This is a genomic window from Algoriphagus sp. (assembly GCF_039969895.1).
Classification (GTDB): domain Bacteria; phylum Bacteroidota; class Bacteroidia; order Cytophagales; family Cyclobacteriaceae; genus Algoriphagus.
The window spans coordinates 922,722-943,451 of sequence record NZ_JBDVMZ010000012.1; the positions used below are offsets into that span (position 1 = coordinate 922,722).

Below are 20,730 nucleotides of genomic sequence, written 5' to 3' on the forward strand. Positions count from 1 at the left end.
TATTGCAGGATGAACGTGAAATAGCAGTGGCCTCCACAAGGTAAGAAGAGCTGATGTAGTTTCTTCGTTCTACTTAAGTATGCTGCCTTGGTAAGGCTACGACAAATCTTATTAATCGATTAATCCAACTATTGAACTGTTCATCGAATTTTTCAGAAGAGCTTACTGCTTTCAAAAGTAGAAATCCTCTTTTTAGAAGTAGATTTAGCTTATGTACTACCTCAAATCAATCACCTCAATTCCAGGATATTGTTTGGTGTCAAAGACGAAGTAAGAAGAAGGCAGATTTGCGTCAACCTTGAGGTTGTTGAACGTATAGGAAAAAACACCTCCTTGACCATCAAACATCTCCCATCCAAGTAAATTAGAGCTGTTTTTGTCTATCATGAGTTTTACCTGCTCGAAGGGAGCATTGCTTTTTTCTGCAAATAATTCAATTATTTGAGCTGTCTTGCCTTGGAATTGCTTTTCACCAATCAGTTTGTAGCTATAGTCTTTTTCATAAAGCCTGTAAATATTAGAAGGTGTTAGCTCACCTTCCATCTGACCAGCATCGTTAATAGTGACTTCCTTGTAGTTATCAGATTGGATGTAGGTCCAGACAGTTTTTCCATCGTTGTAGATTTCCTGGTCTGGAATTTTAAGACGGTATTGTTCGCCTTTGACAGCTATTTCACCAGTCTGTCTATCACCGGTGCCGCTTGCATCCTGGAAGGTAAAGGAGAAATTTGCTGTAAAGCCGTTCATTTTCTGAAACTTCTGACTCATGGCATCCAAAATTACTTTTGCTTTTGGATCCTTCTGAGCAGCTGCCTCAAACGAGCATACTAAGGCAAGAATTAAGGTATAAACTAGGGCGATTTTTTTCATGTAAGCGAGCTGCTTGAACTAATTGAACAGCTTTTACAAACTCTCCAATAACCGTTCCAAACTAGCTTCATCTTGAATAAGCACTTCCCGGGCTTTTGACCCCTCAAATGCTCCCACTATTCCTGCAGCTTCCAGCTGATCGATGATTCTTCCTGCGCGATTGTATCCTAGCTTTAGCTTTCGTTGAATCAAAGAAGTACTTCCCTGCTGATGCATCACGAGTAGTCTCGCCGCATCATTGAAAAGAGGGTCTAAGTCAGAGAAATCCACGTCTCCAATTGAATTGTCTGCATCTTCCCCTTCAAATTCAGGAAGTAAATAGGCGTCTGAATAGCCTTTTTGCTCACCAATCCAGTCACAAATCGAATCTACCTCAGGAGTATCCAAAAATGCACATTGGATTCGGGTCACTTCAGATCCATGGGATAAAAGCATATCTCCCATACCAATCAATTGATCCGCTCCACCAGTATCCAAGATGGTTCTACTGTCTATTTTGGAGGTTACTCTGAAGGAAAGTCGAGCGGGGAAATTCGCCTTAATAATACCCGTGATCACGTTCACCGACGGTCGCTGGGTAGCCACTACCAAGTGAATTCCAATCGCTCGGGCAAGCTGTGCAAGTCTGGCTATTGGACCTTCGATTTCCTTACCTGCCGTCATCATCAAATCCGCTAATTCGTCAATTACTAAGACTATGTACGGCATGAATCTATGCCCTTTGTCTGGATTTAATTTTCGCGCCACAAATTTTGCGTTGTATTCCTTCAGGTTTCTTGTGCCGGCATCCTTCAGAAGGTTGTAGCGATTGTCCATTTCAATACACAGAGAATTCAGCGTATAAATCACCTTTTTGGTGTCGGTGATAATTGCCTCTTCGGCTCCAGGCAACTTGGCAAGGAAATGTCTCTCTATCTTGTTGAAAAGGGTAAGTTCCACCTTCTTAGGATCTACCAGGATGAACTTGAGCTGTGATGGATGTTTTTTGTAAATCAGAGAAGCTAAGATCATATTCAAGCCCACTGACTTACCTTGACCAGTTGCACCGGCCATGAGTAGGTGAGGCATTTTCGCCAAATCCACTACAAAAACCTCGTTGGATATCGTCTTTCCGAGGGCCACTGGAAGATCTTTGTCCGATCTCATGAATTTCTCTGTACCCAAAACCGCACGTGCTGGAACAAGCTCTCGGTTTTTATTTGGAACTTCTATACCAATCGTACCTTTGCCGGGAATAGGGGCTATGATTCTGATTCCCAAAGCTGCTAAGCTCAGCGCTATGTCATCTTCCAAATTTTTGATTTTGGAGATTTTCACACCAGGCTCAGGGACGATCTCATAGAGGGTAACCGTCGGGCCGATGGTCGCTTTGATCTCTTGAATTCCTATTTTGAAATTCTCCAAGGTCTCAACGATCTTGTTTTTATTGTCCTCCAATTCTTGACGACTAACTGTTACTTTCTGAATATCATATTCATTTAGCAGGTCAAGCGTAGGGTATTTGTAGTGAGGAAGATCAAGAGTAGGGTCGTATGCATCCAGATTCTCCACTTCCTCTGCCGTTTTCTCTTCTCCGGCTGGTTTTACTACGGAGAAGTTTTTTTCATCTGAAATCTTCTCATCCTCTCGATGAACGATCGGGTCCAGGATGTTTAATTGAGGCACATCGAAGGCAATCTCTTCCTTTTTAGGTTTGGCAGGTGCTTCTGGTTTTAAATTGATTGCTTCTTTGGTTTTATTTTCCTCCTGATCTTTTACAATCCAAGAGCTTCCATCATCATCGATTTCTTCTTCCTCTTCGAGTTCCGCCTCAGGGGAAAATGGGTTTTTTCCTGGTAAAGGCTCAATCTCCAGCTCATCGTCTTCCAATTCAGAATCGGAAGATTTAGCACTAAACCAGTCTAATTTGTCAATATCAAAGAAGAAAATCACGAAGATTAGCATGGATCCACCCAACAGAATGAAAGTGCCCCAGCTAAGAAAATCTGCTGACAACTTCGCCAATTCATAGCCAAAACCTCCAGAAAGGAAGCTCCAATAAGAGTAGCCCTGAACTAGAATCACAATATAGCCAGTCAATAGCCCTAACCAGAAGGTGAAGAAGAGCGCGAAGGTGGTGTATCTAGTAAGTGATATCAGTGAAATTTTAAAAGCCCATTTGAATCCCAGGATGAATAGGAAGGGAGGGAATAAGAAAGCTGCCACTCCAAACCATCTGTAAATCATCCAATTACCTGCCTGAGCACCGAGATATCCGAGCCAATTCGTTGATTCTCTGGCTGTGTCTCGAATAGCTTCGTCAGGATTATTCATCACCAAACTTTGGTCCGCAGGTCCATTCACTAGGTAGCTGATAAAAGCTATAAAGAGAAAAATAGCTATTGACATCAGCAAGATGCCAAGTGTCAACACTAGCTTGGTTGAATTAAATTTCCCAAAGGAAAAACTCGGGGCTTTAAGTCCTGAACCTTTCTTTTTGGTGGGTTCTGTCTTTTTTCTAAAAGTATTGGTCCTAGGTGAATTGGCCATGTATTCGATTCAAATCCGATTTAAGATAAGCGTTATGAATTTAGATTGGCAACTTACTGCGAAAAATGAGCCAATAATCCTTTTTTGATCTTCTTGATCAAGCTAGGTCCCTCATAAATCATGCCCGAGTACACCTGAATGAGACTGGCTCCAGCTTCGAGTTTTTCTATCGCATCAGCCGCTGAAAAGATTCCACCCACACCAATGATTGGGAAGGCTTTATTTGACTTATCGGATAGGTATCGGATGACTTCGGTACTTCTTTTTGCCAAGACTTTCCCACTTACTCCGCCAGCACCGATTGCCTCCACTTCCTCAGCTGAAGTGCTCAGTTGCGAGCGATCAATAGTCGTGTTTGTCGCAATTACGCCGTCGATTTTTGTTTCTTGTACGATTTCGATGATGTCGTCGAGTTGCCCATCTGTCAAATCAGGGGCTATTTTTAACAGGATAGGTTTTGGTTTTGGCTTGAGTTCATTTGCATGTTTCACGGCTTGAAGGAGAGCTTTCAACGGTTCTTTCTCCTGCAAATCCCGTAGGTTTGGGGTATTCGGCGAGCTTACATTCACCACAAAATAATCCACATAATCATGCAGGGCTTCCAGGCAAATCAAGTAATCGTCAACAGCATTTTCGTTGGGGGTGGCTTTGTTTTTACCAATATTTCCACCGACTAATACGGTTGATTTCCGCTTTTTCAAACGCTTCACAGCTTCGTGAACCCCACCATTGTTGAAGCCCATTCGGTTGATCAATGCTTCATCTTCCGGAAGTCTGAACAAGCGAGGCTGGGGGTTTCCTTCTTGAGGTTTGGGCGTGAGTGTCCCGATCTCGACAAAACCAAAACCAAGCATGGCCATTTCGTCTATGACCTTCGCATCTTTGTCAAATCCTGCTGCTAACCCAACTGGATTTTTGAATTTTAACCCAAAAACCTCTCGTTCTAATCTCTGATCTTCCAGCGCAAAAGTCGATTTTACGATCGATCCTATGATAGGGAGATTAAAAGAAAACTTGGTGAGATCCACCGTAAAATGGTGAGCATCTTCAGGTTTTTTCAGGAAAAAGAGTGGCTTAAGCAGGGATTTGTACACGGGATTTGATTTGCGTTCGTGTGGCAAAGATATCCTTTTATGAAAAATGAAGATTCGAAAAGTATAAGGAATTTGTTTTTACTGCAGAGTCCGGAGAGTTTTGCGAAGAAGGCACGACTGAAGTTTTAATAATCTCTACAGTCTGTACCATCCACCCAAAAAGCAGGTAGAAGAAGAGGTGAGGCAATACTATTTAAGCAAGTATAAAATCAATATTTAAGATTACAGGGTAGTCGATAGTAGCTGTGTTCCTTGTGAAAAGATTTGACCTTGACCAAAAAAAAGGCCACTGGATCACTCCAATAGCCTTTTTTATGAATTTGAGACTGAATACTTATCTGTCAGTTCTAGTGTTTGTTCCGTCCACGCGCGGTTTGTTCTCTCTGTTGGCTATATCCCAAACGGTATAGAATATTAGTCTTGATCTTTTCTCCATCAGCGGGAATTCGATTTTGTCCACCGTGTCTGTCACTTGGTGATAGTCATCGTGTACTCCATTGAAGAAGAATGCTACAGGGATATTGTGCTTCGCAAAGTTGTAATGATCTGATCTGTAGTAGAATCTGTTTGGATCATCTGGCGCATCATATCTGTAATCTAAGATCAAGTTGGAATAAGTGATGTTGTTGTATTCTAGGATTTTTTTCAAATCTGTAGAAAGCATTTCAGAACCGATCACATAGACAAAGTCTTGGTTTTTCTCCTTCTCATACTCGTAGTCAATTCTTCCTACCATGTCGATGTTGAAATTAACTACCGTTTTATCAAGAGGAAAAATAGGATTCTCTGAGTAGAATTCAGATCCCAAAAGTCCTTTTTCTTCGCCAGTGACATTGATGAAGAGGATAGATCTTCTTGGTTTGATGCCGTCTTTTGCCGCCATCGCAAATGCCTCAGCGATTTCAGTGACAGATACAGTTCCGGATCCATCGTCATCAGCGCCGTTGAAAATTTCGCCAGTACTGCTCACGCCTACGTGATCGTAGTGAGAAGAAATGACGATCAATTCGTCTTTTTTATCGGTTCCCTCTAAGTAGCCCATTACGTTGGAACTCTCTATTGGCTCTACTTTCTTTTCGATTTGGTAAGTAGCTTTCTGAGCTTTGATGGACTGAGGATTTGTTTTAGCGGCTTCCTTTAATTCTTCTACTGGAGTGTTGAACAATTCCGCCATTTTATCAGAGCTTACCATGAATATTGGTCTTTGCTCTACTGGCTTATCAAAACCTACTCTTCCTTTTCCAGCCAGGCTCTGGTAGCGTCCGGCAATACGGTCGAAGTTAGCCTGACCTTCCATGCTTACGATGACGATGCCCGCTGCGCCAGCTTCCATTACTTTCATAACCAGATCGTTGGATCTTACGCCTACTGCCCAGATCCCTACCAGTTTGTCTTTTACGTCAACCTTGGCTAGGTTTTCATCTGTCACCAAGCCTAAGAAAACCAGCTCAGTTTTGGCAGCCTTCTTCATATTACCGTCTCCAGTGAAGACAAAATCAGTGTTGTTTACCAATTTGTTGTTACCCACTTTCAGAGATATTTCACCAAATGAAGCGCTCACAAGGTCAACTGGCTGTAGATAGCTGCCATCTACTGGAGCAGTCAAGCCTATCTTTTTGTAAAAATCTGCCAGGTATTTTGCAGCTACTTTTTGTTCTTCTGAACCTGTGTCTCTTCCTTTCATTTCGTCAGAAGCAAGGTAAGTAAGACGTTCTTTCAGGTCTTCAGCGGTGATGGTGTTGGCGTACTTTACCTGTACAGGTTGCTGTGCCAACGACGGCAGCGCAAGGCCAAAAGCCATAGCACCCGTCAATAACAGACTTTTATTCATCAGTATATAGTTAGGTTTTTAATTTAAAAGGGAACCAACCTCACTTCATACCTAGAAATAGGCGTGAACTATTGGCTAATTCCAAACTTTTTTCAATTCTGCCGCTAAACTAGAGAAATTTTCTACCCTTCAATAAACCGTTTATATATTTTGGTGTTTAAAGGGGGAAATAATGGAGCACTTGAAAGCTTTATCTTTCAATAAATTGTACCTTCGCACCTTGAAAAAACAGCGAATTTCAAACCCAAATAGTTAATCGTCTTTAACGTTCTTATATGAAGATCAATCTTTCTAATGCTGTCAAGTTTGAGAGCAGACACAATGGCCCGACTGATGCTGAGATCTCCTCAATGCTGGAAAAAATCGGAGCCTCATCTTTAGAGGAATTAATCAACCAAACGGTTCCGCAAGCCATCCAATTGGAGCGTCCATTGGATCTTCCGGCAGCTAAGCTGGAATCGGAGTTTTTGAAGGATTTTAAAATACTTGCTTCGAAAAACAAGGTTTTCAAGTCATTCATCGGCTTGGGGTATTACGATACGCTCGTACCAGGAGTGATTTTGAGAAATGTACTGGAAAACCCAGGATGGTACACCGCTTACACTCCATATCAGGCAGAAATCGCTCAAGGGCGTCTGGAAGCATTGATCAATTTCCAGACAGTGATCATGGAGTTGACAGGAATGGAGCTAGCCAATGCATCTCTTCTGGATGAGGGTACTGCGGCCGCAGAAGCTATGAACATGCTTTTTGCCATTAAGCCTCGAGAGAAAAAGAACGCTACCAAATTCTTTATTGACGACAAAGTTTTCCCTCAAACCAAGGCTGTTTTAGAAACTAGGGCTGAGCCAGTAGGAATTGAATTGGTGTTTGGGTCCATAGATTCCTTGGACTTGACAGATGAGAATTTGTTCGGCGTATTATTCCAATATCCAGATGCAGATGGCGAAGTGCGAGATTATTCTGCGCTGGTAGCTGCTGCTAAGGAGAATAATGTGACTACTGCATTTGCAGCGGATCTTTTAGCTTTGACGCTGCTGACACCTCCTGGTGAGATGGGGGCTGACGTAGTAGTTGGTTCATCCCAGCGCTTTGGTGTGCCCATGGGTTACGGTGGGCCACATGCTGGTTTCTTCGCTACCAAAGAAGCTTACAAGCGTCAGATTCCAGGCAGAATCATAGGCGTGTCTCAAGATCGTGAAGGTAATAAAGCCTATAGAATGGCTTTGCAAACGCGTGAGCAGCATATCAAGAGAGAAAAAGCAACTTCAAATATTTGTACTGCTCAAGTCCTACTTTCTGTAATGGCTGGTTTTTATGCCGTCTATCATGGACCAAAAGGACTTAAAAATATTGCGCTTAGAACACATGGATTGGCGAAACTTACCGCCAAGTCTTTGGAGCATTTAGGTTATGAAGTTTCTTCTAAACATTACTTTGACACCATCAAGGTAAAAATAGAAGCCAAATCCCTCAATGCGATTCAGTCTCTGGCCCTTTCTGAGGAGATGAATTTCCGATATGATTACGACACCGTGTATTTGTCCTTTGATGAGGGCAAAACGCTGGAAGATATAGCTACTGTGGTCGCAGTTTTTGCGAAAGCAAAAGGAATGGAAGTTCCTGATCTTTCGGCTTTGGCATCTGAGATTGAGCTAGAGCTACCGGAAGGATTGCTAAGAACATCCGAGTACTTGACTCACCCGGTGTTCAATGACTTTCAAAGTGAGCACGAAATGCTTCGCTATATCAAGCGTCTAGAAAATAAAGACTTATCCTTGGTTCACTCCATGATTTCATTGGGTTCCTGCACGATGAAGCTAAATGCGACAGCTGAAATGATCCCAGTGACTTGGCCTGAGTTTGGGCAGATTCACCCATTTGCTCCTACCGATCAGACAGCTGGATATCAGGAGCTTTTTGCAAATCTGAGGCATTGGTTAAATGAAATCACTGGTTTTGCTGATACTTCTCTTCAACCAAATTCTGGTGCGCAAGGCGAGTATGCTGGACTTATGGTGATTCGTGCTTATCATCAGAGCAGAGGTGACCACCACAGAAATGTGGCTTTGATTCCTACCTCAGCCCATGGTACTAACCCGGCTTCAGCTGTCATGGCTGGCATGAAAGTGGTTTTGGTGAAATGTGACGAAAAAGGAAATATTGATCTTGAAGACTTGAAAGAAAAAGCGCAAGCTCATTCTAAAGACCTTTCATCTCTGATGGTAACTTACCCATCCACTCACGGAGTATTTGAAGTTGCGATTCAGGAGATCTGCCAAATCATTCACGATAATGGTGGGCAAGTTTACATGGACGGCGCTAATATGAACGCTCAAGTAGGATTGACAAGCCCGGGAAGAATCGGTGCTGACGTTTGTCACCTGAACCTTCACAAGACGTTCTGTATTCCTCACGGTGGTGGCGGTCCTGGCATGGGCCCGATTTGCGTAGCAAGTCATTTGGCGCCATTCCTTCCAGGTAATCCGGTGGTGAAAACTGGAGGTGAGCAAGCTGTATCTTCTATATCTTCAGCTCCTTATGGTAGCGCAAGTATTTTACCAATATCCTATGCATACATCGCTATGATGGGTGGAGATGGATTGACCAATGCTACGAAGATGGCGATCCTAAATGCTAATTACATTAAGGAAAGATTGAAAGATCATTTCCCTATCCTTTATACGGGAACTCAAGGAAGAGCTGCGCACGAGATGATTGTTGACTGTAGAGCATTCAAAGAAGTAGGAATAGAGGTGGAAGATATCGCTAAGCGTCTGATGGACTATGGCTATCATGCTCCTACCGTTTCCTTCCCAGTAGCTGGTACGCTGATGATCGAGCCTACGGAATCTGAGACCAAAGCTGAATTGGATAAATTCTGTGATGCGTTACTTTCTATACGAGATGAGATTCAAGAGATCCAAGACGGAAAAGCTGATCGAGTGGAGAATGTATTGAAAAATGCACCACATACTGCGATGATGGTTCTGAGAGATGATTGGAACTTGCCTTATTCTAGAGAAAAAGCCGTTTATCCTCTTCCTTATGTAAAAGGAAATAAATTCTGGCCAAGTGTAAGAAGAATCGATTCAGCATTCGGTGATAGAAACTTGATCTGTAGCTGTATTCCTGTGGAGGATTATGTAAGCGAAGAAGCTTAATTAGCTTTTAATATAACTAGTGAAAGGGCTGCCGATTGGTAGCCCTTTTTTTTGGTTTTTACCTCGGAGGTCACAAAGGACACGCGGAGTACACAGCTGTCAGTCGGAGTGAAGTCGAAGCCAATTTTAAAGTCTTAAGCTGACTTTACATCAATGGTCTCTCATCGTCTTTAGAAAGCTGGATTTCCAAACCGCCAGTTTTTGATGCTACAAAATTGTAAACCACTGCCCCCAAAGCCCCCACGATGAACCCTATTATTCCATACATAATTGGGAATACGATTGCCATTCCGATTCCTAAGCCTGCTCCGGATATGGGGAATTCATCTCCGAGCAAGCCAGAGAACACAGAGAGAAATAGAGCGTAGAAAATTCCAATAAAAAAGCCAAGTGCGCCAAGTGTCAAGCCATAGATTTTGGCAGCTGAAGCCACCCCGATTTTTTCAATTTTTACCATAGGGTTAAAAGTTTAGTGTGAGTTTAAATTTCCTTTAAAGTATTAAAAATTAGGCATAAAAAAAGCACACCCAAAAGTGTGCTTCAAATATTTATTTAGTGAAACTAGACGTTCACGTGACGTTCAGCATGGTAAGACGACCTCACTAATGGACCGGATTCAACATATTTCAGTCCTCTTGCCAGTCCTTCTTCTCGGTATTCTGCGAAAAGATCCGGATGAATAAACTCAGCAACTTCTATGTGCATTTTGGTAGGCTGTAAGTATTGTCCCAACGTCAGGATATCGCATCCATGCTCTGCTAGATCATCCATTGTCTTGAATACTTCCTCTTTTTTCTCACCCAAGCCAAGCATAATTCCCGTCTTAGTTCTTTTGCCATACTCTTTGGTGAGCTTGGTTTGCTCCAGTGATCTGGCATATTTTGCTTGTGGGCGCACTCTTCTATACAGGCTTTCCACTGTTTCCATATTGTGGGAAACCACTTCCTGACCAGCACTGATCATTCTATACAATGCATCCCAATTTGATTTGACGTCTGGGATAAGAGTTTCTATGGTGGTGGAAGGCGAGAGTTCTTTGGTTTGAATCACCGTTTGATACCAGATTTCTGCACCTTTGTCCTTAAGCTCATCTCTATTTACCGAGGTCAACACGGCATGTTTTACACCCATGAGTTTGATTGCTTCAGCTACGCGTCTTGGCTCATCGGTGTCATACTCCGGTGGACGGCCTGTCGCTACTGCGCAAAACGAGCAAGACCTCGTACATACGTTTCCCAATATCATAAAGGTTGCAGTGCCAGCTCCCCAGCATTCTCCCATATTAGGGCAATTGCCGCTTTCGCAGATAGTATGGAGCTTGTGCTCATCTACTAGCTTACGGACTTTAGCATATTCTTTTCCTACAGGTAGTTTTACTCTTAACCAATCAGGTTTTTTTCTTCGAGTAGCTTCTTCGGAAATTACAGGTAATTCGATCATTGATTTCTGATTTGATGCAAAGGTAAGTTAGCCATGGGCAAAACCCAAGTTGACTTACTGTCTGAACCCATAGAAAAACGTGAAATAAACAGATTGGAATAGCTGTCTATTTTCAGTAGTAGGGATCAGCGGGATTTCTTTGGTAAACCCTTCCAGCATGTATCCTAGTTCCAATCCAGTAGCATTTGAGCGGAAAACACCAAATTCAAAATTCAGGGCAGCTTTTAGATTTCCACCAAAAGCAAACTCTGACTCACCCAGACCTTCGAATAAATATCCTGTGCCTAAGATGTAGCCCGGAACTTGATGGATTTCGGCATCATACTGTTCATTGACTGTTTCTACGCGATTTACTGCATACTCTATATAGTATGGAGCGATCAAACCGAAGGTAGGGCCTACCGCAGCTAGCGCAGATACTTGCACGCCTTGATTGGGAGCTTTTTTGAAAAGAATGATTTCCCGGCCGTACTGAGGTCTGATGGAATAGAGATAATTAGATTTCCCGAAAATGTAACTGTTACCTAGATTGTTGGTGTATCGGGTCTCCTTTGGGTTTTTGACATTGGAAAGTTCCAAAGCCCAAAAACTAAACTGACTATCGTCAATCCGTGTTCCTACTTTGAAAACAAAACCTCCAATGAGTCCTCCGTTTGTGTTTTTATTGACACCAAACATGTATTCCTTGTCATATTCATAGTTGCCTATGTCCTCTCTTTGGGCAAATGATTCGAAGGATAAGGAAAGTAAAAGAAGCGGGATGATGAATTTCAGCTTGTTCATTCGAGTTGGTCGAAAATATAGCCCTATTTTTGGGTGTTAGTATTTTAACTGATTTTAAATCTAAGAGTTTATGCCCACTATAAAAAGTTCGTATTTAGGGAATTTGAGAACTGTCTCCGAGCATCTACAATCCGGAGTGAAAATTCTTTCGGATGCACCAGTCGATAATAATGGAAAAGGAGAGGCTTTTTCCCCTACTGATTTGGTGGCTAGTGCTTTAGGAAGTTGCATGGTTACAATCATGGGAATAGTGGCAGAGCGTGACGAAGTTTCATTGGAAGGCCTAACTTGGGAAGTAACCAAAGTCATGCAAGCTTCCCCTCGTAAAATAACCGAAATCGTAGTTGACTTTCATTGGGAGAATCCGGTAAATGATCCTGCTATGATTCAGAAATTGAAAAATGCTGCTAAGACTTGCCCCGTCGCGCTAAGTTTGGATCCAGTCATTAAGCAGACGTTGAGGTTCAATTTCTGAAAGCAATAGCAAACGACAGGAGTAAGCTAAGGAATGAAAAACTGCACAGTTACCGGAACTGTGGTCTTCGATCCCACGTCTTCTATCCAAACTAATGAGAGAAGTTCAATTGCTTGTTCCTTCACAACGCTATTGAATAATCGATAAGAATATAAACCCACATAACATGAGCTATTTATTTGAATCCTTCAAAGGCTGGAAAAGCTATTGCGAAGAGAAGAATCTAACCTTTCCCGAGTCAGTGATTGAATATGAAGTCGATCAGAAGAACGGCAATAAGGAATCCATCAAAGCTGGTCTTCTCCAAGCGTACGGCGTGATGAAGGATGCAGTGAAGACAGGGTTGGAAGAGGACATGACCTCTCGCTCAGGAATGATAAATAATGGCGCCAAGAAAGTCTATAATCATCCGCTGACGGTACTTTCCCCAGAATTTCAGAAGTTGATTTCACGTGCTTTGGCTGCCAAAGAAGTGAATTCCTGCATGGGACGGGTAGTGGCTGCACCTACTGCAGGAGCAAGTGGTATTCTCCCTGGGACTTTGGTTACGCTTCAGGAAATCCACGGATTGAGCGATGAGCAAATCGTCGAAGGATTATTGGTAGGTGCTGGTATTGCGCTGATTATTGAAGATAAAGCAAGCTTGGCGGGAGCAGTAGGTGGCTGTCAGGCAGAGACGGGATCGGCAGCTGCGATGGCTTCCGGTGCGATTGTTTATTGTTTGGGTGGAAGTACTGATCAGATTTTTAACGCCGTAGCCATTACAATTCAATGCATGCTTGGCTTAGTTTGTGATCCTGTTGCGGGATTGGTGGAAGTCCCATGTGTGGTGAGAAATGCCAGTGCCTCAGCGATTGCATTCAGTTCGGCCCAGATCGCGCTAGCTAATGTAAGTGCAGTGATTCCTGTGGATGAATGTATTGACGCGATGGGAGAAGTGGGAGCTTCTATGGAAAGTCGCTACAAAGAAACAGCTATGGGCGGACTAGCTGCGACGCTGACTGGACAGGCTATTTCTGAAAGGATTCTGATAAAAGATATCGAAATCCTTCCCGATGAGGAGTTAGAGGAATAGGTTTTTTAGAAAAGGGATTTCAAAAAGTTGATTGACACTAAGACTAAATACTACAGCCCAAAGACAGGCACTCCAAAACATATGTAGATAAATGTGTGCTTTTTTCACTCCAAAAGACACCATTATCAAAGTTCCTACTATTGGAGTGAAAAGTATAGGAGTGAAAAAAGCAATTCCAATTTCTCCATATTTTCTCCACAGGTGTACGATGCGCCTGTTCTTTTTGGAGAAAACTAACTTAGGTTTAGCCGTGAGATTTGCATTGATAAATCTCTTGATTTTTTCGCCTACCAGTGTGAAAACAACAACGCTAGTCATCATTCCGGAGATGGTCACCAGTAAAATCACCCATAGGCTAAACCCTGCGGCAGAACCCAAAATTGGTCCTGAAAGGATTTTGAACCAACATAAAAAATAGATGCCTAGCAGGGTCAGAATTTTTTCTATCATAGAAGAAAGTACAAATAGGCAAAGTAGCTAAGCAAAAGTAGCGAGCCTTCCACTTTGGATACCCGCATTTTTGTACGCATCAGCAAGAAGAGCAGTATAGTGATTCCGATCATCCACAAAAAGTCAGAAGCTATAAATTCCTCTGACACACCTATCGGCTTGATGATGGCTGTTAGGCCGATGATGGATAGAATATTCATGATGTTGCTGCCCAAGATATTCCCGAGAGCCAAATCTGTCCGTTTAGATAAGGCGGCGATGATAGAAGTGATTAATTCTGGCAGACTGGTTCCAATAGCTATAATAGTCACGCCGATGACGCGCTCCGATACCCCAAATTCCCGGGAGATTTTTACGGCATTGTTGACTAGCAACTCAGAGCCTAGGTATAGCCCTAGCACTCCACCCAGAAATAGGCCTCCTGAGGCTAACCAAGAGTAATCTTTCACTTGTTCTATTTCCTCTTCTACTTCTGTATTGTTAATCGAGTCTGCCCCCGGGCTTTTGAAAAGGTAAACATTGAAGGCAATGAACAATCCAAACAATAAAATCCCTTCCCATAAACCGATTAGCCCATTGTAGCTCAAGCCGTAAAAAAGCAAGGTAACAAGCAGGGTGACTACATAGTCAAATCGGATGTGGCTTTTACGAATTAGGATCGGATAAAAAATTCCACTGATTCCAAGTACGAGCGCAATATTAGCGATGTTGGATCCTATCACATTTCCGATAGAAATATCGCTATTTCCTTTTAATGCGGCATTTACACTCACTAGTAGCTCTGGAGCCGAAGTGCCAAAAGCAACGACAGTCATACCGATTAAGCCTGCACTCATCCCGAGTTTTACCGCCATGGCTGAGGCTCCGTCCACTAAGATTTTTCCACCATAGAGAAGAATGACCAAACCGAGAATTAGAAGAAAATATGGGAGCATGGGAAGATTATAGTTTTGGGCCAAAAGCAAGATCGCCCGCGTCGCCTAGTCCAGGGACAATGTAAGATTGGTGATTTAATTTTTCGTCTATTGCTCCGATCCATAGGGAATAGGAGCAGGTGATATTTTCTTTGAGGTATTGAATGCCCTCAGGAGCAGCGATGACTGCGGCGATATGAATGTGCTTAGGCGTCCCGTGTGACAGGATAGTTTGGATAGATTCCACCAACGATTTGCCTGTAGCAAGCATAGGATCGGCGAGTATGAGTACGCGTCCCTCTACGCTTGGGCTGGCATGATATCCCAACTGAATGGTAATTTCTCCAGGGGTACTTTCATCTCTAAAAGCGCCTATAAACCCACTATCTGCCTGATCAAAATAATTTAAAAACCCCTGGTAAAAAGGTAAGGAGGCTCTCATGACCGAAACAATCACCGGTTTTTCACTTGCGATTAGGTTTGATGTGGTCGTGAGCGGAGTTTGGATTTCAGTGGAGACATATTCTAAGGATTTGGATAGCTCATAGGCCATTATCTCGCCCATTCTTTCCAGGTTTCTTCGAAAACGCATTCGATCATTCTGAATGTGTATATCCCTCATTTCACGAAGAAAATGATTGGCGAGGGAGGGGGTGTCAGATAAAACAAACATACTGCGAAGATAAAATAAAAACCCGGCTCTTCTGAACCGGGTTTTTGTAAAGCGTAATTTTTGGCTTAGTTGACCGCGAAGCTTGCTCTCCTCGCTAGCTGCCTGCTTTCCGCAGATGATTTGTCCACGCTGGTATCTTCACCATAACCTTTGAAGGAAAGTCTCGATGCTTCTACACCTGAAGCAATCAACATATTATAGACAGCTTTTGCTCTTTTCTCCGAAAGCTTCATATTGTAATCTTCAGGCCCTAGTTCGTCTGCGTAGCCTTTGATTTCCAGATTTACACCGGGATTCTTTTTCAAGAAATTGGCCACATAGCTCGCAGCACTAATGGAATACCCTAGTGGTTTGGCGCTATCAAATGCGAAATAAACATTCACGTAACCTTCGTTGATTGCTTTCTTGAAGAAATCAACTTGGTCTTTTACTTCTTCTACTGGGCAGCCATTTAGGGAGGTAGATCCCGGCTGGAAAGGGCATTGGTCTAGGTGGTCTGGAGTGCCATCTCCATCAGAGTCCAAGGTCATTCCAGAGGCGTTTACTCTAGCTCCTGCCGGAGTGTTTGGCTCTTTGTCTAAGAAGTTCGGCACACCATCTCCATCTGCATCTTTTAGCATGTCCTTGATTCCATTGATTTGAGAATTTAGCTCCACTTTAGTGGCGTATCTATCAGCAGCGATATACCAATCAGCATGTTCAGTCTGCTTTCCTAAATAGAAATTAAGTCCCAATGTGCCAGTCCACCAAGTTCCAGTAGCATGAACCATTGGATTGGAATTGGGAGCGGGAGGCTGAACTTCTGCATTGTATTGATTTCCGTCGAAGGTATAAGTTTGCCTTCCATTGATAATCATAGATATATCTCCTGTGAGTGCGACTCTAGTCCCTAACTTCAATTGCCCTGTCAAACCTGTAATGAAGTTGTAAACATATTCTGGGTCAGTAGTTAATGTTGTTTGTTCAAACTTCAAGCTGCCACCTCCCACACCAAAATGTCCTAGAAATCCTACACTTCTAGTAAAAGATTCGAAGTTCATAATTCTGCCTAAATTGGCAACTCCCTGAATATTAGCTCTAAAATAATTCGTAGTAAAACTTGGGCTTTTGTCTTTAGCTTCTGAAAAGGAACCAAAGCCAGCATCTGCTTTCAAACCGAATTTCTCATTCACCATGTATCGAACGCCAAAGTCTAAGTGTCCGATGTTCAAAGTAGGTGATAGATAGCCTGGCGTTAATGGCCCCATGGGTTTATTGAAGCCAGCATTGGTTTCAAGTGACCAGCGATTGAAATCAGTTTGCGCAAGCAAAAGATTTGACAACCCTAAAAGGACTAGGGATAATACTTGTTTTTTCATTTGGATTTTGGGGTGATTAATTTAAACGATGCAGCTTCCTGCATATTTCATGCAACTTATTTCAAAATGGGGAAATGAAGGTAGCCTAGAATATTGATGTACTTACACGGCTTGCTAGCTCAAGTTTGTCCTGATAATTATTTTCTCCTCAGCAAACTCGAGAGCGTTCTCCCTATCCAATCCAACCGATCGATAGGTCCGACAAGTGATCCATGCATCATATCCATTAGGGGCATCCCGGCCGCCTTTGGCTGATTAGGATAGATAAGAATAAAGCTGTGAAATTTTAACCAGGTATTGATCAACTGAGGGACCTGTTCGAATTTGGGATGATAGGATTCTTCTCCTCTTCGACTGAGCACCATGATCAGGTTGTCATCCGGTTTGAGTAGAATATTTATATTCCCTAGTTCTTCCCAATTGGGAAAAGGGCGGAAATCTACCCTTATCGGATGCTTATGCAGAATGTCTTCCAAGTATAGTTTGGTTTCATCTCCCGTGTAAAAAATCATTCGTGCGCCGGTGTTTCGCGCAATATTCCAGATTTTCACGAGCCAGAAAGGAAAGCCTAATTCATTTTCGGCTTTGGGCGGTATAAAAACCAAATGCCTTTTGTGGGTGTCAAAAGGTTGAAATGGCTTGTAGATAAAGGTGGTTGTATTGCATTTGCTGAGGAGCCCTTCGGTTAGATTTCCTAGAAAGCTATCCTCCATGCCATGCTTTTCATGAAGTCCAAGGATGAGGGTGGAGATTTTATTTTCGTGAATCACACTGGCGATCCCGTGTTCTACATTGGTGTCATACCTAAGCAGCTCGTATAAAAAATGATCCGTGGATGCTGCTACTTTGCTTGCTTGGTTTAGGATTTTCTGAGCTTTTACCTCAGCTCCATCGTCTTGAAGATCCGGATTAATAATACTCAGAGCATACAGACCAGTAGGGTTTTGTGGAGACTTCAGCATGATGCTGAGATGAATAAGTTCTGCGACGGTATCTTGATTTCTCACTGGAATCAACATACGTTCTGCGCTTTCTTCTATCCCAAGTTCCGAGAGTGGAGATTCAGACAATAGAATGCGACGTGCGGCTTTTTGAGCTTCCAATGAGGCAATAGTGCAGGTCACCAAAATCATGATAATGGTGCCGTTCAGCACGGATTCAGACAATAATCGTATAGATTCCCCACTAGCATCTGTCCCAATAATGGTATTATACCCCACAAGAACTGCAGCGAGTGTAGCAGCTGCTTGGGCATTGCTCAGGCCAAAAATAATACGGCGTTCATCCCTGGAAAAACCAAAAGTTTTTTGGGTGGACAGCGCTGCTAAATATTTAGCTGTGGTAGCAACCACCGTCATTACAAGTGCCACGGTCACTGTCTCCCAACCTTGAATAAATGCCCGGAAATCAACCAGCATTCCTACACCTATGAGGAAAAAAGGGATAAATATCGCGTTACCCACAAAACCAATTCTATTCATCAAAGGCGACGCTTGTGATATCAAGGGGTTCAGTGCTAAGCCGACCAGAAATGCTCCAATAATAGCCTCCACTCCAGCCCATTCAGCCAAGGCAGCACCAGTAAAAAGCAGCACCAAAACAAAAATGTACTGAGTGACATTGTCCTCGTACCTTTTCAGAAACCAGCGACCTATCCTTGGAACCAGAAACCAGACGATCATCACAAATAGAACTAAAGAAAACCCAAGCTTAGCCCAAAAGGAAGTATTTACGGCTCCATTCGCCATCCCTACTACGATTGCTAATACGAGCAAGGCAAGTGTGTCAGTAATTAGCGTACCGCCAACTGTGATGTTGACTGCTCTATTTTTTGCAATACCCATCTTGGAAATCATGGGGTAGGCAATCAATGTATGTGAGGCAAACATACTTGCTAGTAGGATAGAGGTGGCCCAGCCAAAATCCAATAGGTATAGCCCTGCTGCCAAACCCAGGATCATAGGGATCAAAAAAGTGTATAAACCGAAAATGATGCTCTTTTTACTGTTTTTCTTGAAGTCAGCCAGGTCGATTTCAAGTCCTGCCAAAAACATGATATACAATAAGCCAGCCGTCCCAGAAAGAATAATTCCACTGTCCCTTTCTATCAAACTCAGACCGTTTGGTCCTACCACCGCACCGGCAATGATCAATCCTAAGAGCGGTGGAATTTTAATCTTATTGAGAAAAATGGGTGCTAGTAGAATGATCAATAAAATCAATAGGAATTTGAGCACCGGATTGGTGATGGGCAATTCAGTAGAAAACACCAATTCTAGGAGCATAGAGTTTGACACTAAAATTTTATACTTCTAAACTAACGAGGTATGCGGTATAGCCTAGGTAGGTGATTAATAGTAATCCGGCCTCCCATCTATCTAGTGTTTTCTTTTTCCCCATAAACATAGCTAGAAGAAGAAACAGCGTACCGCCTATCAAAATGTAAATATCTGTATTGAACGCAACCTTGAACGAAAGGGGACTGATCATCGAACTGACCCCCAGAATTAGGAAAATATTAAAAATATTAGAGCCAATGATGTTGCCGATAGCGATGTCATTGTTCTTTTTCATGGAAGCGACCACGGACGTGGCTAGTTCAGGCAGAGATGTACCCGCGGCGACGATGGTCAAGCCTATGATTTTTTCGCTCACACCCAGAGATTGAGCCATGGCTACGGCATTATCCACTACTAGCTTTCCACCGATCACCAAACCTCCCAGACCTATAATAATTAATCCCCAAATTTTGAGGGTAGAGTAATCCTTTAGCTCAATTACCTCCGTGCTTGGGTCAGATTTAAGCTGGGTGAATACATAGTAGAGAAATCCTATAAAAAGCACCAGTAAGATAGCCCCATCCAGCATACTAAGTGCAGGGCTTTCGCTGCTGAGGTAGTTATTTGCCAAAATAATAAGAACTATCGCGGCGAATAATGAGAACGGGATTTCTTTCCAAACAGAACTAGACTGTACAGCTAGCGGGGTAATCAATCCTGCGATTCCAAGGATGATAAACAAGTTGAAATTATTTGAACCAATCACGTTGCCAAAAACTATATCCGGGTAGCCTCCCATCGAAGCAACGGAGTTCACGACTAATTCGGGGGCGGATGTCCCAAACGCCACGATGGTCAGACCTATCGCCAGGTCCGAGATTTTATTTTTTTTGGCTAAAACGGAAGCTCCATCTACAAGCCAATCTGCGCCTTTCACTAATAACAATAGTCCGGCGATGAGGATAATACCTTGAAGGATCATAATAGGTTTGATTTCTGTCTCAAAGCAAGCCGCTTGCAAAAATCTATCAAAAGTAGATTGAAAAATGAGTTGCTGATATCCTCGGAGCTACAATTATTTTAAGTGGCTTGCTTAGAATTCTACATCTGGTCAGACTGAGCAGAGAAATTATGGGGCTTAGCTTCATGGTAAATAATCCTATATATTTGGATGCATTTCCTAATTCCTTTAAAATCATGTTCTTATGAAACTCTTTTTCTTTTCCCTTAGCTTAATTTTCTTAGCTAATTTTACAGGAGCCTTCGCACAGGAGGGCATGCCTCCTCACATCAAAGACCACATTACCTATCCTGTTTTAGATTTTCATCCTTGGGTGGGTGTTATGCCAAGCAAGAATGCTGCTTTGCCTTTTGATCCTACGTTGGATTACAAAATTGTCCTTGATCTATATGGGAAAATGAAGGATTCCACGGCGATTCATCCCGTTTTTCAGGAAGTGGCACGGACCTATAATCTAAACATCGCTAATGGAGTCCCTGCCGATAAAATCCACATGGCAGCAGTCATCCATGGAGGAATAGTGAGAGCAATTCTTTCTGAGGAGAATTATCAGGAAAAGTATCAAACTGCCAATCCAAATTTGTTGGCTATCAAAGCTTTAGAGGATTTAGTTGTTAAATTTTATGTCTGTGGCCAAAGTTTAGCCTTCAATAACATCCCTTCGGACAAGGTAACGTCACTGGTGAAAGTAGCTGTTTCAGCAAAAACATCTTTTATCACGCTGGATCAAATGGGCTATTCCTACCTCAATATCAGTGATGATTAGGCAAAAAA

The 20,730-nt window shown here is 42.7% G+C and carries 17 protein-coding genes; 4 read left to right on the plus strand and 13 right to left on the minus strand.

The genetic code is table 11. The annotated features are described in order from the left end of the window. Positions 1–216: 216 nt before the first annotated feature. The 4 genes from ABJH64_RS10115 to ABJH64_RS10130 form a co-directional block, all read right to left on the minus strand. Positions 217–870, minus strand: coding sequence for an outer membrane lipoprotein carrier protein LolA (locus ABJH64_RS10115; protein ID WP_348276438.1), 654 nt, complete (start codon positions 868–870; stop codon positions 217–219). A 33-nt stretch (positions 871–903) separates the two neighbouring features. Further along, entirely contained in the window at positions 904–3,399 is a 2,496-nt protein-coding gene (locus ABJH64_RS10120) for a DNA translocase FtsK 4TM domain-containing protein (protein ID WP_348276439.1), read from the minus strand. A 53-nt stretch (positions 3,400–3,452) separates the two neighbouring features. Continuing rightward, positions 3,453–4,493, minus strand: a complete 1,041-nt coding sequence (locus ABJH64_RS10125) for a quinone-dependent dihydroorotate dehydrogenase (RefSeq protein WP_348276440.1) — start codon at positions 4,491–4,493, stop codon at positions 3,453–3,455. A 334-nt stretch (positions 4,494–4,827) separates the two neighbouring features. Continuing rightward, positions 4,828–6,324 (minus strand): M28 family peptidase, encoded by a 1,497-nt coding sequence (locus ABJH64_RS10130; protein WP_348276441.1) that lies wholly within the window; start codon positions 6,322–6,324, stop codon positions 4,828–4,830. Positions 6,325–6,599: 275 nt separating this feature from the next. Here ABJH64_RS10130 and gcvP point away from each other — a divergent pair, with 275 nt between their 5' ends. Further along, entirely contained in the window at positions 6,600–9,488 is a 2,889-nt protein-coding gene (gene gcvP / locus ABJH64_RS10135; RefSeq protein ID WP_348276442.1) for an aminomethyl-transferring glycine dehydrogenase, read from the plus strand. A 145-nt stretch (positions 9,489–9,633) separates the two neighbouring features. On the opposite strand, the gene ABJH64_RS10140 is transcribed toward gcvP, so the two are convergent. From ABJH64_RS10140 to ABJH64_RS10150, 3 genes are all read right to left on the minus strand, one after another. Next, positions 9,634–9,945, minus strand: a complete 312-nt coding sequence (locus ABJH64_RS10140; RefSeq protein WP_348276443.1) for a hypothetical protein — start codon at positions 9,943–9,945, stop codon at positions 9,634–9,636. 104 nt (positions 9,946–10,049) lie between these two features. Next, complete coding sequence (lipA, locus tag ABJH64_RS10145; protein WP_348276444.1) at positions 10,050–10,928, minus strand: lipoyl synthase; 879 nt, start codon at positions 10,926–10,928, stop codon at positions 10,050–10,052. 54 nt (positions 10,929–10,982) lie between these two features. After that, positions 10,983–11,711, minus strand: a complete 729-nt coding sequence (locus ABJH64_RS10150) for a hypothetical protein (RefSeq protein WP_348276445.1) — start codon at positions 11,709–11,711, stop codon at positions 10,983–10,985. 70 nt (positions 11,712–11,781) lie between these two features. Between ABJH64_RS10150 and ABJH64_RS10155 the strand changes: the two genes are divergently transcribed. Next, complete coding sequence (locus ABJH64_RS10155; protein ID WP_348276446.1) at positions 11,782–12,186, plus strand: OsmC family protein; 405 nt, start codon at positions 11,782–11,784, stop codon at positions 12,184–12,186. A gap of 166 nt (positions 12,187–12,352) precedes the next feature. After that, positions 12,353–13,261, plus strand: a complete 909-nt coding sequence (sdaAA, locus tag ABJH64_RS10160; protein ID WP_348276447.1) for an L-serine ammonia-lyase, iron-sulfur-dependent, subunit alpha — start codon at positions 12,353–12,355, stop codon at positions 13,259–13,261. On the opposite strand, the gene ABJH64_RS10165 is transcribed toward sdaAA, so the two are convergent. From ABJH64_RS10165 to ABJH64_RS10190, 6 genes are all read right to left on the minus strand, one after another. Continuing rightward, positions 13,250–13,711 carry a hypothetical protein gene (locus ABJH64_RS10165; protein WP_348276448.1) on the minus strand — a complete coding sequence of 154 codons (462 nt, stop codon included), beginning with the start codon at positions 13,709–13,711 and terminating at the stop codon, positions 13,250–13,252. The genes sdaAA and ABJH64_RS10165 overlap by 12 nt on opposite strands. After that, positions 13,708–14,646 (minus strand): calcium/sodium antiporter, encoded by a 939-nt coding sequence (locus ABJH64_RS10170; protein WP_348276449.1) that lies wholly within the window; start codon positions 14,644–14,646, stop codon positions 13,708–13,710. The genes ABJH64_RS10165 and ABJH64_RS10170 overlap by 4 nt, the downstream gene beginning before the upstream one ends. A 7-nt stretch (positions 14,647–14,653) precedes the next feature. After that, positions 14,654–15,298, minus strand: coding sequence for a uracil phosphoribosyltransferase (gene upp / locus ABJH64_RS10175; protein WP_348276450.1), 645 nt, complete (start codon positions 15,296–15,298; stop codon positions 14,654–14,656). Positions 15,299–15,363: 65 nt separating this feature from the next. Beyond that, entirely contained in the window at positions 15,364–16,656 is a 1,293-nt protein-coding gene (locus ABJH64_RS10180) for an OmpA family protein (RefSeq protein WP_348276451.1), read from the minus strand. A gap of 137 nt (positions 16,657–16,793) precedes the next feature. Next, positions 16,794–18,941 (minus strand): cation:proton antiporter, encoded by a 2,148-nt coding sequence (locus tag ABJH64_RS10185; RefSeq protein ID WP_348276452.1) that lies wholly within the window; start codon positions 18,939–18,941, stop codon positions 16,794–16,796. A gap of 19 nt (positions 18,942–18,960) precedes the next feature. Next, positions 18,961–19,917, minus strand: a complete 957-nt coding sequence (locus tag ABJH64_RS10190; RefSeq protein WP_348276453.1) for a calcium/sodium antiporter — start codon at positions 19,915–19,917, stop codon at positions 18,961–18,963. Positions 19,918–20,140: 223 nt separating this feature from the next. Here ABJH64_RS10190 and ABJH64_RS10195 point away from each other — a divergent pair, with 223 nt between their 5' ends. After that, positions 20,141–20,722, plus strand: coding sequence for a DsrE family protein (locus ABJH64_RS10195; RefSeq protein WP_348276454.1), 582 nt, complete (start codon positions 20,141–20,143; stop codon positions 20,720–20,722). Positions 20,723–20,730 lie beyond the last annotated feature (8 nt).

Coding starts and splice junctions, on each gene's coding strand:
- ABJH64_RS10120 (WP_348276439.1), bottom strand. CDS start 3,399: ATGGCCAATTCACCTAGGACCAATACTTTTAGAAAAAAGACAGAACCC.
- ABJH64_RS10130 (WP_348276441.1), bottom strand. CDS start 6,324: ATGAATAAAAGTCTGTTATTGACGGGTGCTATGGCTTTTGGCCTTGCG.
- ABJH64_RS10150 (WP_348276445.1), bottom strand. CDS start 11,711: ATGAACAAGCTGAAATTCATCATCCCGCTTCTTTTACTTTCCTTATCC.
- upp (WP_348276450.1), bottom strand. CDS start 15,298: ATGTTTGTTTTATCTGACACCCCCTCCCTCGCCAATCATTTTCTTCGT.
- ABJH64_RS10170 (WP_348276449.1), bottom strand. CDS start 14,646: ATGCTCCCATATTTTCTTCTAATTCTCGGTTTGGTCATTCTTCTCTAT.
- lipA (WP_348276444.1), bottom strand. CDS start 10,928: ATGATCGAATTACCTGTAATTTCCGAAGAAGCTACTCGAAGAAAAAAA.
- ABJH64_RS10140 (WP_348276443.1), bottom strand. CDS start 9,945: ATGGTAAAAATTGAAAAAATCGGGGTGGCTTCAGCTGCCAAAATCTAT.
- ABJH64_RS10165 (WP_348276448.1), bottom strand. CDS start 13,711: ATGATAGAAAAAATTCTGACCCTGCTAGGCATCTATTTTTTATGTTGG.
- sdaAA (WP_348276447.1), top strand. CDS start 12,353: ATGAGCTATTTATTTGAATCCTTCAAAGGCTGGAAAAGCTATTGCGAA.
- ABJH64_RS10185 (WP_348276452.1), bottom strand. CDS start 18,941: ATGCTCCTAGAATTGGTGTTTTCTACTGAATTGCCCATCACCAATCCG.
- gcvP (WP_348276442.1), top strand. CDS start 6,600: ATGAAGATCAATCTTTCTAATGCTGTCAAGTTTGAGAGCAGACACAAT.
- ABJH64_RS10190 (WP_348276453.1), bottom strand. CDS start 19,917: ATGATCCTTCAAGGTATTATCCTCATCGCCGGACTATTGTTATTAGTG.
- ABJH64_RS10180 (WP_348276451.1), bottom strand. CDS start 16,656: ATGAAAAAACAAGTATTATCCCTAGTCCTTTTAGGGTTGTCAAATCTT.
- ABJH64_RS10155 (WP_348276446.1), top strand. CDS start 11,782: ATGCCCACTATAAAAAGTTCGTATTTAGGGAATTTGAGAACTGTCTCC.
- ABJH64_RS10115 (WP_348276438.1), bottom strand. CDS start 870: ATGAAAAAAATCGCCCTAGTTTATACCTTAATTCTTGCCTTAGTATGC.
- ABJH64_RS10195 (WP_348276454.1), top strand. CDS start 20,141: ATGAAACTCTTTTTCTTTTCCCTTAGCTTAATTTTCTTAGCTAATTTT.